Source organism: Simonsiella muelleri ATCC 29453 (genome assembly GCF_002951835.1).
Lineage (GTDB): Bacteria > Pseudomonadota > Gammaproteobacteria > Burkholderiales > Neisseriaceae > Simonsiella > Simonsiella muelleri.
Window position 1 is genome coordinate 1501020 of record NZ_CP019448.1, and the last position, 13141, is coordinate 1514160.

Annotated in this window: 22 protein-coding genes and 1 pseudogene; 16 read left to right on the plus strand and 7 right to left on the minus strand. The window is 41.6% G+C overall.

From position 1 onward, the window contains the following. Positions 1-7: 7 nt before the first annotated feature. From BWP33_RS07380 to BWP33_RS07435, 13 genes are all read left to right on the plus strand, one after another. Entirely contained in the window at positions 8-433 is a 426-nt protein-coding gene (locus BWP33_RS07380) for a hypothetical protein (protein ID WP_155999575.1), read from the plus strand. Positions 434-443: 10 nt separating this feature from the next. Continuing rightward, positions 444-1283, plus strand: a complete 840-nt coding sequence (locus tag BWP33_RS07385; protein ID WP_002642195.1) for an ATP-binding protein — start codon at positions 444-446, stop codon at positions 1281-1283. Positions 1284-1330: 47 nt separating this feature from the next. After that, the gene (locus BWP33_RS12425) at positions 1331-1489 is read left to right on the plus strand and encodes a hypothetical protein (protein ID WP_002642194.1); all 159 of its coding nucleotides are present in this window, start codon (positions 1331-1333) and stop codon (positions 1487-1489) included. Continuing rightward, positions 1486-1752 carry a hypothetical protein gene (locus BWP33_RS07390; RefSeq protein ID WP_002642193.1) on the plus strand — a complete coding sequence of 89 codons (267 nt, stop codon included), beginning with the start codon at positions 1486-1488 and terminating at the stop codon, positions 1750-1752. The genes BWP33_RS12425 and BWP33_RS07390 overlap by 4 nt, the downstream gene beginning before the upstream one ends. Continuing rightward, positions 1739-2005, plus strand: a complete 267-nt coding sequence (locus BWP33_RS07395; RefSeq protein ID WP_002642192.1) for a hypothetical protein — start codon at positions 1739-1741, stop codon at positions 2003-2005. The genes BWP33_RS07390 and BWP33_RS07395 overlap by 14 nt, the downstream gene beginning before the upstream one ends. Before the next feature lie 312 nt (positions 2006-2317). Then, positions 2318-2830, plus strand: a complete 513-nt coding sequence (locus BWP33_RS07400; RefSeq protein ID WP_040629058.1) for a hypothetical protein — start codon at positions 2318-2320, stop codon at positions 2828-2830. A gap of 40 nt (positions 2831-2870) precedes the next feature. Continuing rightward, a complete protein-coding gene (locus BWP33_RS07405; RefSeq protein ID WP_002642190.1) occupies positions 2871-3422 on the plus strand; it encodes a recombination protein NinG in 552 nt (183 codons plus the stop codon). A 14-nt stretch (positions 3423-3436) separates the two neighbouring features. Continuing rightward, positions 3437-3856, plus strand: a complete 420-nt coding sequence (locus BWP33_RS07410; protein ID WP_040629101.1) for a recombination protein NinB — start codon at positions 3437-3439, stop codon at positions 3854-3856. A 30-nt stretch (positions 3857-3886) separates the two neighbouring features. Beyond that, positions 3887-4486 carry a helix-turn-helix domain-containing protein gene (locus BWP33_RS07415; protein ID WP_002642188.1) on the plus strand — a complete coding sequence of 200 codons (600 nt, stop codon included), beginning with the start codon at positions 3887-3889 and terminating at the stop codon, positions 4484-4486. Further along, complete coding sequence (locus tag BWP33_RS07420) at positions 4483-5010, plus strand: terminase small subunit (RefSeq protein ID WP_002642187.1); 528 nt, start codon at positions 4483-4485, stop codon at positions 5008-5010. Before BWP33_RS07415 ends, BWP33_RS07420 begins: the two co-directional genes overlap by 4 nt. A 141-nt stretch (positions 5011-5151) precedes the next feature. Continuing rightward, the gene (locus tag BWP33_RS07425) at positions 5152-5634 is read left to right on the plus strand and encodes a Rha family transcriptional regulator (protein WP_051010367.1); all 483 of its coding nucleotides are present in this window, start codon (positions 5152-5154) and stop codon (positions 5632-5634) included. An 11-nt stretch (positions 5635-5645) separates the two neighbouring features. Then, positions 5646-6377: a hypothetical protein gene (locus BWP33_RS07430; protein WP_002642185.1), complete on the plus strand. Its 732-nt coding sequence runs from the start codon at positions 5646-5648 to the stop codon at positions 6375-6377. Next, complete coding sequence (locus BWP33_RS07435) at positions 6337-6582, plus strand: hypothetical protein (protein ID WP_002643094.1); 246 nt, start codon at positions 6337-6339, stop codon at positions 6580-6582. The genes BWP33_RS07430 and BWP33_RS07435 overlap by 41 nt, the downstream gene beginning before the upstream one ends. Before the next feature lie 53 nt (positions 6583-6635). On the opposite strand, the gene BWP33_RS07440 is transcribed toward BWP33_RS07435, so the two are convergent. Next, positions 6636-6908, minus strand: a complete 273-nt coding sequence (locus BWP33_RS07440; protein ID WP_002643093.1) for a hypothetical protein — start codon at positions 6906-6908, stop codon at positions 6636-6638. Positions 6909-7247: 339 nt separating this feature from the next. Between BWP33_RS07440 and BWP33_RS07445 the strand changes: the two are divergent. The 3 genes and pseudogenes from BWP33_RS07445 to BWP33_RS07455 form a co-directional block, all read left to right on the plus strand. Beyond that, a pseudogene (locus BWP33_RS07445) lies at positions 7248-7916 on the plus strand (LAPAL motif-containing putative phage structural protein); the annotation flags it as partial. Between the two features lie 17 nt (positions 7917-7933). Further along, positions 7934-8167 carry a hypothetical protein gene (locus tag BWP33_RS07450; protein WP_002643091.1) on the plus strand — a complete coding sequence of 78 codons (234 nt, stop codon included), beginning with the start codon at positions 7934-7936 and terminating at the stop codon, positions 8165-8167. Between the two features lie 4 nt (positions 8168-8171). Beyond that, positions 8172-8486 (plus strand): hypothetical protein, encoded by a 315-nt coding sequence (locus BWP33_RS07455; protein ID WP_002643090.1) that lies wholly within the window; start codon positions 8172-8174, stop codon positions 8484-8486. A gap of 119 nt (positions 8487-8605) precedes the next feature. Here the strand turns inward: BWP33_RS07455 and BWP33_RS07460 are convergent, their stop codons facing one another. The 6 genes from BWP33_RS07460 to BWP33_RS07480 all read right to left on the minus strand — a co-directional run bounded on the left by BWP33_RS07460 (position 8606) and on the right by BWP33_RS07480 (position 13140). Beyond that, entirely contained in the window at positions 8606-9448 is an 843-nt protein-coding gene (locus BWP33_RS07460; RefSeq protein WP_002643106.1) for a DNA adenine methylase, read from the minus strand. Between the two features lie 287 nt (positions 9449-9735). Continuing rightward, positions 9736-9894, minus strand: coding sequence for a hypothetical protein (locus BWP33_RS12430; protein WP_155999677.1), 159 nt, complete (start codon positions 9892-9894; stop codon positions 9736-9738). After that, positions 9891-10124 (minus strand): hypothetical protein, encoded by a 234-nt coding sequence (locus BWP33_RS07465; protein ID WP_002641652.1) that lies wholly within the window; start codon positions 10122-10124, stop codon positions 9891-9893. The genes BWP33_RS12430 and BWP33_RS07465 overlap by 4 nt, the downstream gene beginning before the upstream one ends. A 28-nt stretch (positions 10125-10152) precedes the next feature. Continuing rightward, complete coding sequence (locus tag BWP33_RS07470; RefSeq protein ID WP_002643108.1) at positions 10153-11952, minus strand: hypothetical protein; 1800 nt, start codon at positions 11950-11952, stop codon at positions 10153-10155. 3 nt (positions 11953-11955) lie between these two features. Further along, a complete protein-coding gene (locus BWP33_RS07475) occupies positions 11956-12249 on the minus strand; it encodes a hypothetical protein (protein WP_002641654.1) in 294 nt (97 codons plus the stop codon). Beyond that, entirely contained in the window at positions 12250-13140 is an 891-nt protein-coding gene (locus BWP33_RS07480; RefSeq protein WP_002641655.1) for a hypothetical protein, read from the minus strand. Between the last annotated feature and the right edge of the window lies 1 nt (position 13141).

Sequence of the window (13141 nt, forward strand, 5' to 3'; positions counted from 1 at the left end):
TCAAAAAGTGAACATACAAAATACCAATAACAAAACACACTCTATTAAAAACAATATACGCGCAAGCGCAAAAGAAATTCAGCTGAAAATGCTGACTGACTTAGGTGTTGATGAACAAGTCGCAAAAGACTGGATTTCCATCCGCAAAAACAAACTTACTCAAACCGCATTGAACGCAATTGAAAAACAAGCACAGCTTGCAGGTTTAACCGTAGCACAAGCGGTTACCGTTGCTTGTGAGAATGGCTGGCAAGGTTTTAAAGCTGAATGGGTGTTGAACAAAATGCGGCTTTCAGGCAGCCAAAACTGCAGCAACTTTGTCCCAACAACAAACGCAGTAGAGACGCTAACTGAAGAACAAGGCGGCGTATTCAATGGCAAGGGTGAACGGATTGATTTATCCGATGTGGATATTGAAGATATTGATTTTTAAGGAGTTTAAAATGGAAAAATGCAGCCACTTCGTTGAAAGTCTTGTTGCACGTTTAGCAGGCGGTAGCGCAAATTTTACTGTTACCGATACGTTTACCGCGCATTGCCAAAAACACGGTCAATACACCGCAAAACGCTATCAAAGTGGTCGAGTTTCGCCTTGCCCAACTTGCCTTAAAGAAAAAAAAGATGAAGAATTTCAAGAATATGCTGAAGAAATTAAACGGCATAACAGTATGCAAGCTGCTAAAGTTGTGCGTGAAAAATTAGCGCAATCGGTGGATATTCCGCCACGCTTTATCGGCAAAACCGTTGCCAATTGGCAACCTGAAAACGATGCAGAAAAGGCAATTAAAAAAGCCATTGTAAATTATGGGTTTGCCATTCAATCAGGCAAAGCAGGCGCATTAATTCTGCATGGGAACAAAGGAACTGGAAAAACACATTTAGCTTGCGCCTTACTCTCAATGCGAAAAGCACAAATGGGAGGCAGCGTCCAATACGCAACAGTAGCTGATTTATTCCGCAAGGTGCGCGAAAGCAAGCGGTTCTCATCAACGCCTGAAAGTGAACTAATTGAAGAATATGCAAAATTTGATTTACTTGCACTTGATGAAATCGGTAATCAGCGTGGCGATGATGACGAAAAACGCATTCTATTTGACGTGTTGAACAAACGCTACGAAAAAGCCTTGCCAACAGTTTTGGTATCCAATTTGACACGAGAAAAACTAGAAGAATTTTTAGGCGAGGTGCTTTGGGACAGATTGCAAGAAAACAGTTTTATCGTTTCTTTCAGTGGCAAAAGTCGCAGGGTCGCGCGAAATATTGCAGACGGTTTTAGTGATTAAAATTTTGGCACTATTTGACAAACGTGGTTTTGGCAAGGCAGCCTGAAATGACGTACCAAGACGAATTAAAAACCTACTACCAACGCCGCGCAGATGAATTACAGGCAGCGTGGCAAAACGCCAAAACCGATGAAGAAGCAGCGCGATTACAGCGCGAACTTGAACCATTGATGAATTGGTTAATGAAAAATGGAGAAAAATCATGAATATTTATATTTCTATTGTGTGTTTTTTAGCTTGTGTTTTAAGCGGTGTGTTTATTTTTCTTCTGGGTCGTTGGATTGGCAAAATTGAACAGGAATCCAAAACACGCCAAGACATCAAAAACACAGGGCTTTTTATGTTGAACGATGGCTTTTATCAAGCAACAAAAGTCAACAAATCGCGCCAAGTGATTGAACCCGAAACGCTGCAACACGCTTTCAGGCAGCCTGAAAAGCCAAATGGAGCAAATCATGAAACACACTGAACGATGCGCAATTTTCGCCCAAAATCTCAACACGTTGCTTGAAGAAAAAGCCTTTGATTCATGTAGCAATGCACAATTAGCCAAGAAATTTAACCAATTCATGGCAGATTGTTTCCCCGAAGAAATGATTGTGATTAATGGCAGCGTGATTGGCAATTGGCGCAAAGGAGTTGTTTTGCCATGCCTTGAGTATTTTGGCTTTTTAACTAAATGGTTGGACTGCGAACCAACGGATTTGTTGGCTTTATTTTAATTGGAAAGGTATTAGAAAATGGCATTAATGCTTTTACTTATTATGTTGTTAATATTTCAGACTTGGTTAACGTGGTACATCACAGAATTGATTTTCGGAAAAAAAACAAAACGCAAACCGCGTTTCAAATGCCAAAGACGACAGCCAAGCGGCAACGTGAAAATCATTTCAAAAATTTAACCACTACTTTTGCCCTACCACTCTTCCTATTTGGTTTCTGTGAAAAAATTCAGCCCTAACAATGTCTTCAGTAGGGCAGAAGTAGCAACTACTCTAATTATTTAACGAGAATTAACAATGAAAGGCACGAAGATGATTAAAAAATTAGCATGGGCAGCGTTATTGTTTTTAGTTGGTTTTTGGTCTGCTATTGAGTTCGTTGTGGATTTGGGAAAATTTTCAGGTGCAATTTCTTTGCTGTTTTTTGGCTTGGGCGTGTTGATTACTTATGCTTTATTAAGTTATTCACAAGATGAAACAGTCGCATGGATTGAGTACGCGCAATACTTGGAAAAAGAGTTGCAAATCAAAGAAAAAGTATGCGCCGATATGGAAGAAATTTATGGCGGTTGGCGTGGCGGAATCCGCGGCGAAATCAAACAAGATTTAGGGCTGGCTTACGGTGCAATGAAAGAAGAAAAGCCTGAACAATTTTTTCGCACAGTTAAGGTGGGCGTGGCAGCGCAGTCATTTTTCAGTAAATCAGCGTGGGCAGATTGGCTAGAGAGTCAATATTTTGAATTACTTAGTGAAATCGCCCAATTAACCGATGACGACAACGACTGGGAACGCGTAGAAGAATGGGAGCGCGTGATTAATGCGTGATTAATGTTTGATGTTATTTTTAGACTGAAAGGATTTTTTGATGGCAACGCGTAAATGCAAAGTTTGCAAAATTGAATTTGAGAAACAACAGCCGTTGCAATTTGTGTGCAGCCCAAAATGCGGTATTGAGTACACCAAAATTCAAAATGCTAAAAAAGCAGAAAAAGAACGGTTGCAAAATCAACGGTTGCAACGCGCAAAAAAGCGTGAACTGGAAACAATACCCGAATTAACACGCAAGGCGCAGGCTGCCTTTAACCGTTTTATCCGATTGCGCGACCGTTTCAAGCCGTGCATCTCATGTAGCAAGCCAAACAATGGCACATCAAACACGTTTGATGCTGGACATTATCGCAGTGTTGGCAGCGCAGCACATTTGCGATTTGATGAAAACAATGTTCACGGTCAATGTAAAAAATGCAATCAATATTTAAGTGGCAACGCGGTAGCCTATCGTGCTGGTTTAATTAATCGTATTGGTTTGGCAGCAGTTGAAGCGTTGGAAGCGAACCATACACCGCGTAAATGGAGCAAAGACGAATTGAGAAACTTGGCGGCGTTGTATCGCCAAAAATGCCGTGAATTGGAATGAAAGGCAGCCTGAAAATGTCCGACAAATTTATCCGCAAATTCGGCAAAGAAAACCGCCGCGCAATCATGACAACGGCTTGGGAGGTTTCAGGCAGCCTCACTGATGACGGTAAGCGTGCGATGATAACCATTGAACCAATTACGCGGAGCCATGAACAAAACGCCAAACTTCACGCGATGCTTGCCGATATTGCCACACAAAAGCTGTTCAACGGTAAAAAGCTGGCTGTTGAACAATGGAAAATGTTATTTGTGAGCGGACACAGCATTGCAACAGGTGGACAAGCTGAAATGGCAATTGGGTTAGAGGGCGAAGTCGTGAACTTGCGCGAAAGCACTGCAAAGATGAGCGTAAGCCGTTGCGCAAGTTTGATTGAATATATTCAAGCATGGGGCGCGATGAACGATGTCCGCTTTCGGGCGAAATGGGACTGATTCACTGGGAATGAAAGGACGCATACTAATATGTTCCAACGAAAACATACGCGCGAAGAATTAAAATTTGCCATGATTTTAGGCAAAAATATCCGCAAAGCGCGTGAAGAAATGAATATGAATTTGCAAGAAGTTTCCACTCATTTGCGATACCCAAAATCAAAACTATCGGAAATAGAAAATGGTAAAAAAATTCCTAATGCCGTCTTGATGGGTCAGTTATCAGAACTTTTTGAAGTGAGCGTATCTTATTTCTACACAGGCAACGAAACAGATGTCGGGATTGAAAAATATTTTGATGTAGCGAGAATGTTTCATTCTTTCAAAACCGAGTTGAACGCCCATGTAGCTTTGAAAATTAAGCAATTTTGTATTCACGCCTTTCCAAATCAAAGCGCGAGTGAAGAATTGATTCATGAGGTTGAAGAATTCACAAAACAATCGCGACGCATGATTGCCAATAATAATGCACCTGATGGCGCATGGCAAGAAATGAAAGGTGGCACAAATTTTGAAATCAAATTGGGACATCTTGAAAGCAAATTACTCATGGCTAAAGATGCCATGAATTTACAAAAACGTGCTAAGAAACAATTAGATGAAAATACACAATTGGAGTTAGATTTGTGAAAGAAAAAAAATTAAGTCCAAAGCAACAAAGATTTGTTAATGAATATATGATTGATTTGAATGCTAAACAAGCCGCTATTCGCGCTGGGTATTCAGAGAGAACAGCTGAACAAGGCGCAGCACAATTATTGAGAAATATTAAGGTATTAGAACAAGTTAGGATTGCCCAAGCCGCCAAAGCCAAACGCAATGAATTAAATGCCGACGAAGTATTGAACGATTTGAGAGAATTGCGCGATATGTGCATGGGTCGTAAGCCTGTCAAAATCAGTCAAAAACAAAAAGACGAAGACGGTAACGTCTTTTATGAGGAAGTTGAAATCACACAATTTGATGCGAACGGCGCAAACAGATCACTCGAATTGTTGGGCAAACATTTGAGTTTGTGGACTGAAAAAATTGATTTGAATGTTGGTGTTTCAGATGACGTATTGGAAAAAATGGCGCAAATGGAAGAGCAATCTCGTCAGCAATCCATCATTTTGGCGAAAAAAATTAATGAACGGCATAATGGGAACGCGTGATTTTCGTCATTTCATCGCGAATATTATTCAGGCTGCCTGAAAGATAGTGATTGCAACACGAAAGCGGTTGTTTCTCTCATTCATCTCACTACCGTTTCTTTCAGGCAGCCTGAAACGTGAGATGAGATTGACGAAAGATGAATGATGAATTTTTTAGAATTGGTGCAACGCAATGGTAACGAAGTGCAAACCGATAGCCGTTTGATTGCCAAAGCGTTTGATAAACGACACGATAATGTCATTTACGCAATTGAAAATTTGGATTGTTCGCCTGAATTTGCTGCCCTTAATTTTAAGGAGAGCTATGAAATCAGTGAGTTAGCGAATGGTCGCCCTGTGAAATATTATCATGTCACCGAAAAAGGCGCGATGTTATTGATTATGGGATTTTCAGGCAGCAAAGCGATGAATGTGAAAGAAGCATTCATTGAAGCATTTGCCACCATGCGAGAACAGTTGAGTTTATATCGTGAACTATGCGAATTGCACGCCTTGCGTGATGCCAAATTTACAGAAGCATCGGAATGTGGGCGCGGTTTAGCGCATTGGGCGCGTGAAAAATCGCGTTTGAATATGATGATTAAGCAGCGTGAACAAAAAATCCAACCGCGCCTATTTGAATAAGGAAAAAATCCATGTTTATCGCAGATTTTGTAACGAGAAGAATTAAATCTCAAATGCAAGAATTAACTTTGCAACAAGCGATTGATTTGTGTCAAGTTCCTGATAGTTTCAATGAGCAAGGCATTTCACGCGCCTTGCAATTTATTGTTAAAGAAACCAATTTGCCACTTGATAAATGGACAGTTCAAGAGCGGATTGTCGCCTTGTTCCACTACATTACCGCCCAAGAAAAAGGCGATTGGCAACTTGTTGACAATGGCAGTGTAACAGATTATTTGATTGAACAGGATTATCCCGAAACACCTTATATATTTCAAGATGATGGCGATTTGTTTCACATTGTCCCACTAACAGGAGAATACGTTGAAGCCATAGAACGCGCAACCGATAGCACGCGTGGAAAGTGGATTTTAGCAGCAATGGCAGCCACTATTAGAGCAGAAAATGATGATTTTGACGGTATTCCAGACGAGCGAATCAGTGAAAATATGACGCGATTGCTAGCCTTACCCGAAAGCGTGTTTAACCGATTTTTGGCACATTTTCAGGCAGCGCAAATTCATTTAGCGCATTGCGTGAATATTGATTTTCACGATGATGGCATTATTCTTTTGCCGAAAGGGGGTACAGGTTTACCGCCTGTACGATTTCAATTTGATGAGGTCTTGGAACAACCAACGATTGCGTTATGGCGAAAGCTTGATGAATTTAGCGCAAACAATTTGCTTACAACACAAATTTGATTTGAGAGGCGTGCTGCAATGGCGCGTTTCTGATGCTGAATCATTGGTATCCAGTCAAGCATGGGAAAACAACATCAAGCAAAAAAGTGAAATTATTCAAGCACAAGCGGATATGATTGCGTCAGTCAATAAAACCATTGCAGGGGCAGCGAAATCCACTAATGAAACGATTGCGAAAAATATCGCGGCGTTGGTTAATCGGTAGGTTTCAGGCTGCCTGAAAACATTTCTATTTTCAGGCTGCCAACAAAAGAGAAGTTACCAAGCTAAATTAGCCCTTTGCAAATAATTCAAATTCAACTCAAATTCCTTGATACACAAAGGGTCGCGCAATTGCTCCGAAAAGCGTTGCAAACCATGCACAATACCTTGCAGCAACGGAAAATCCCGTTCAAATTCGGTTTTGAATTGTTTTGCCATAGATGGATTGATTGGTGCCACAGCACGCGCAGCGATATGTGTGGTTTGCATTGCCATATAACGATTGGTCAGCAACTGCATAATGCTGTAAGGACGCGACAGCTTTTGCATCAAATTGCGCCAGCTTTTGCATTGCGAAGAAATAAAAAATGCACCTGCTTTTGCATCAACAGCATTTTAACATCTGCACCCAGCTCCAAACTGGGTGTTTATTTTATGGTATCACTTAATCAACATCGCCCCACAAGGACAACACCATGAACACATTTAACAGCGCACTTATCAATCACGGCTACGATGCATAATATCTACCATCTACCAAACCGTTTCAAAGCACATAATTATAAAATCGCGCCTGATTTGTCATAATTTAGCATATTTTTTGTCATGACAAAACAAATGCAAAATTGAACCAATAATTGCCGTAAATAATTTCCTGCCAAAGAAGGTTCTTTGGAAGTGGAATTTATTGCCCAATTAATTAACCCTGAACTGGCTAAAAATATTTTGCAGGCTTTGGGGATTATGGCTAGTAGTGGCGCGATAGTAGGTGGTGTTTTTAAGGCTTTACGTGAAATTAGTGGTAAAGAGATTATTGCGGTGTATACTTCTGATGAGCATCCTGAATTTGCTAAATTGGAGTTGTCTGACGGTACAACCATGGAGCTGCCAAAAGATGAAGCATTATTAACTGCATCATCTGCCATTCGCTCACATATTAAACAAATTGTGGCAGCACCGTTGTATCATCGTGATGAGCCTGTTTTTAAAATCCTAAATGGTGCTGATGAACTTGAATTAAATTTCAATGAATCTGATATTAAAGCCATAAAAGAAGTAAAAACTCAATCTTTACCGCCAAAAATTGATAAAATGACGGTTACTGCTTCGTTTAGCCAAGTTAATTTTGAAGGCAATACGGGTTGGAAAATTCAATTAGATGAAAAAACAATCGTAACTGCGCCTTTATTAGATGATTCGTTTTTAAATCAAGTTTCCGCTAATCAACAAAGCTTTAAAAAAGAAGATAGGTATAAAATGGTTTTAGAAGTTACTACCTATACGAATGATTTAGGGAAAGAATCCAAAAAGTATAAAATTTTGCAGGTTTTATCATAGCCGCCAAGAGTTTAATAATGTTAGCCGTAATGGAATTTCTTAGCCAAAATATGATTTGGATTGGATTTATCTTATTAAGTCCAATCCTATATCGTTTCGCCTATGCGATGACATTATGGCTTTATGCGAAATTTGGATACAATCAAAAAGACATTATTATTAAACATTTCCATAATGGTAAATTAGTCAGTGAAACCATTATTAAAGCGGATAGCAGCCAGCCACTATTGGTTAAAAAATATACGGAATAGTGCGATGAGTGATAAGAAAAATATTTGGCAAAATCCTGCTTTGGCTGCGGCGGGTATTGCAACTTTCATGAGTGCGGTGGCTAATTATCTAAATTTGGACGCTAATACAATGAAATTGATTAGCACCATTTCTCCGCCGATTAGCATCTTGCTCAGTTATATTTGCATATGGGCATTAGCTAGATTTTTTGCTTTTTCTATTGCAGAAACAAAAGTATTAACCAGATTAAATAAACGTGAAAAAATTATCCTAAAAGAATTAAAGAAAACAATTATTTACGGCAATTATTGGTTCAATTTTGCATTTGTTTTGTCATGACAAAAAATATGCTAAATTATGACAAATCGGGCGCGATTTTATAGCATACATTTAAAGATGTATAATATCTACGAAACCGTTTCAAAGCACATAATTATGATTTGAAACGGTTTTTATTTTCAGGCAGCCTGAAATTTGTAAATCATATTATCTTCGTAATGCGCTGTTTTGTTCATTGTAATGTGAACGCTAATTTTTTGATAATCCTGTAAATTTTGCCAACCTTCTGCCTTTTCATTCACAATCAAATCCAAATAATCAAGCAGTTCACTCCGCGTTGATGAGAAGAACACAAACGGCGGTCGTACCAATCTCATCAAGCGTAAAAATTCAACCATGCCAAAATAGCCAGCTTTGCGATACGCGCCTTGCGCGGTGCTAACATAGGGTGGGTCAAGCACGAGTAAAGCCTTTGAATTATCTTGGAATTCAGGCAATAACTCATGATACGATTTACTCACCACTTCCACGCTGTCTAAATAGCCGTCCGCGCTGGGATAATCACTCAATCGCACATTATTAAAATAAGTATGATTGTATATTAAATCATTTAAATCAGTTGTTTGCCGACTGCTAAACAAAATCCAACTCGCCACGCAATCCAAATCAATATAGCCGCCAAATGTTTGTAAGGTAGCCTGAATGGTCTTTTTCAGCGTTTCAGGCAGCTTTTGCTTGAGCGGATAATCTCTGGTTAAATCAAAAATGATTTTGCGTAATTGATTGGTATCATTGATATTTTTCAGTCTTTCGGTATAACCATCAAAATCATTGTAAATCACACGAGCTTTTGGTAAAACTTGTTTTGCGGTGTGAGCCAATAATCCCGAGCCACCAAAGGCATCAACAATTGTCCAGCCATCGCCATCATTCGGAATATGCTGTTTTAATAACGTTTTAAAGTGATTTAAAAATCGGCGTTTTTGTCCTGTAAAGGGTAAGGGGGCTTGTGTGTAATTCATGCGTACTCCAAAGAAAACGGTGCGTGTGCTTGTTTAAAACACACGCACCGTTGGTTCGGTACGCAAAGGTACGCTGGTTAGGCACGCTCGGTGCGCGAAAAAACTTACTTAGATTCAAACGTATTGCGCGTTTTACAACGGCGACATTGAATAATAATACGGTAATTTGTACCCATGACTTCACCAATTTTTCTTTTACAATGAATATTTTGACATTTTAATGATTTCAGCATTTTGCGCTATCCTATATACAAATGATACAATCGCGCCGCCTAGCTAGGTGACGGCTATACGGATGCAGGCACTCTCTGCTGATGTGGGTGGAATAAACGGTCTTCTACACCGTCCACTCGCCGTCCACTCGCCGTCTTTCTTTCAACGCTGCCATTGTAACTTGGCAGCGTTTGATTTTTGTGATGTAGCATTTCAATACAAAATAACATCACACCCCAATATCCTGTACCGCCAAATCAGGCGCAACGCTTAAAATTGCGCCACCGCCTACATCATAATAGACGGTTTGACCTGCGCTGTAGCCATTGCCATACAACAAAACTTCATTGCCAGCCTGTGTAGTACGCGCCAAATAACTGCCATTGCCATTTTTAGCAATGATTTGGGCGACTGCACGGTTGGGTTGATTAAATAATTGATTAAATTGCTGATAAATATTCATTTCTTTCCTTTCAGGCTGCCTGAATTAATCAAATATCCATGTATCTGTCCACGCCCAACGTTTGATAAATCACAGGCACCTCGCCATTCATTGCCACGCTGATTTGCACCGATTTGACCACACCTCGCCACGATTCAGCAGGTTCATTGAATTGCCAAATTTCGCCCAATTCGGCACGGTTTAAGCCGTATTTGGGAATCCATGGCAGCTTGACGGTTTCGCTTTTATGTATGCCTGTGTTGCTTAATGTTGCCACGCCAGCCGCTTCGCAAACGTTGTAATCCGTGTAAAGCGCATGGCTTAAATCGGTGGCACGTGGTGTGTTGCCATGTTCGCGGCGGTAAACGTTGGCGGCTTTACCTTGATTGTGGTTGGCTGCCACGCCGACTGCATGGCAACGCAAATTCTGTTGCAGGCTGCCTGAAATGCTGACAATCGCACTGTTTGGCACTTGCACATCGGGTGCAGCGTCTGCCAACGCCCACGCTGCCACGCGCCATGTTGGGCGAATATCCAGTTGTGGCAAATAGGGATGGCTTGCCACGAATCCGCCAGCTGTTTGCGCGATGTCTTGCAGCACCGCAATAGGCGTTTTGTCGGTTAAACTATAGACATTTGCAGGGACAAGCCAATCCACAATCTGCCAATTTTCAATTTTAAAATTTAAAAATTTCAATTGTGAATCAGCGATTTGTCTGGCGTATGATTCTGAATTGACCAAACCAGCAGACGAATGGGCAAAATCCGCGCCCAATAAAGCCGTTTGGCTACGTCCTGTGATGGTGTAGCTTTTTTTACCAAATGCGCGGTTATCGCTAAACTCTTCTGCCATAAAATCAAAACGTTCTGAATTAATTAATACCGTAATCACGTCTTTTTCAGGCTGCCTGAATTTCACTTTAACGAATGATTCGGGCGACACCGTTAAATCGGCTTGCCAACAGTAACCAGCCGTGTCGGCTTTGATATTCAGCGACAGCAATTCCAATGATGTACCGTCCGCTAATTGTGCTTTAATTTCATTACAAATCATATAATTATCCAAATTTGGAATCATAACTTTCGGCTTGCCACACGCGAACGAAATCGGGACTTGTGCCGCGTCGGGTTTGGCGGCTTGGGTGCTGAAATCCAGAGGTAAAGCATCGGGTGGAGGCGGTTTGCCACACGCGCAATCACAATCATCACGGTTAGGCGTGTTGTCAATGGGAATTGGATACCATTCACACGGTGGTTGAACGCTGCGACTCACGGCGGTTTTCAGGCAGCCTGAAAGATGATAACCGCTTGATTGCGCGATAAATCCATTGACAAAATATTGTGTGAATGCGGTTGGCGTGGCGGTGCAATTTGTGAGATGGGGGGCGTTGGCTTGGCGCGTGGTGGTGTGATTGGCGTAGAACTGGTTGGCAGCGATACGCGTTTTCAGGCAGCCTGAAAGTTTAGGCGCGAACGCCACATGATTTTGCCAACACGAATGCAGGCGCGCGGTGCTGCCCGACACGCCCACAAACATCAACCACAACCATGCCAACGTCCCGATTTCCACGTTCAGGCAGCCTGAAACAGGCGCAACCGCCACAAATTGCGCCCAATAATTTTGCGCCAACGCTTGATTTTGTCCCGAAACCGCCAAACACGCGCCTTGAGTGCTTTGAGCTGACCATGCACTTGTCCAATTTGCGCCAATGGTCGGTTTGATGGGGGCGACTGGTTTGGTGGGTTTTGGGGGCGCGACGTTGTCATTCAATGTGAATTTGAATGGCAACGTGTCGGGCTGCTGTTCAACGCGCCGCCCCAATTCAAAAGGCAATTGTGCGCTATTCATTAATTAATTCACTTTAGGTTTCATGCCAGCCCAGCCATCAATTTTGTTGTATTGCCGTAGGTTGTCGTAGCCCATCAGAATGTAAGTGCGTGTTTCATCAAGATTATCCACACGATAAGTGCCATCTTCATGTGAATACACATCGCGCACACACATCATGGTTTGTTCGTCAAATACAAAAATTCGGCGGCGAGCAGGCGTACCAGCAACGGTAACAATACCGCTTCCTTCGCCAGAAAAATAGCCACGTCCTGTGTAACGGCTTTGGCGATGGCGAATATTTAATTTAATTTTCATTTAGTTGTACTCAAAATAACTCAAATTTAACAAGTGATTATTTCCGCCACCGTCCGAAATATCCAACAGCAAATAATCCGCGTCATCGCCATCTAATTTTAATATTGACCATGTCGGCATAGCAGTACGTAAGTTATTCATAGATGACAACAAATTAGGTAAAACAGCACGATAAGTTTGCTTTTCCATGACAAAAACTTCATGGGCAATGAATCCACCATGAATCGGGTCGGGGTAAGGTGCTAGGTTGCTATTGCTATAATAATTGCCACCTAAGTCAGCCATTAATGCGCCACTACCTTGCCACGCTTGTGCCAACATGGGGTTTTTCAAGCTGCCTGTATCCCAATTCGTTGCTCTGCTGTAGTTGCTATGAACAAACACGCAAGCCGTGTTATCGGCAGGAGCAAGCGGTCGCGCATCACCAAAAAACAAAACCAAACTGGTGCTGTTTGTATCCAAAATAGCCAACCAAAATGCACGCTCGCACGCCACCAACAGCCATTTTCCTGTACTACCACCACTACCCGTACCAGCGTAAGCAAAATGGTTTTGCCCAATATCGGTGTAGCCAAAATAGCTCGTACCAGTATTCAAATTACTCATGCGCTGATACGCGCCCAGTACGGCATAATTGTCATTTTCATTATTGATTTGTAAACAAAATTTCGTGGATTCAGGCGATTGACTACGAAAGACAGCACTCACATCATTCTCAAACGGCATCGCCCAACCAGCAGGCTCTTTGCGGCTATCGTCTGCGCCATAACCTGTTACCAAACAAGCTTTTAACAAGGTTTTCAGGCTGCCTGCAACCGCATCTAATTTCGGCGCGTCCTTATCCGTGCTGCGATAGACTTTGGCAGGAATTTTGGTTGTTTGACTAAACATA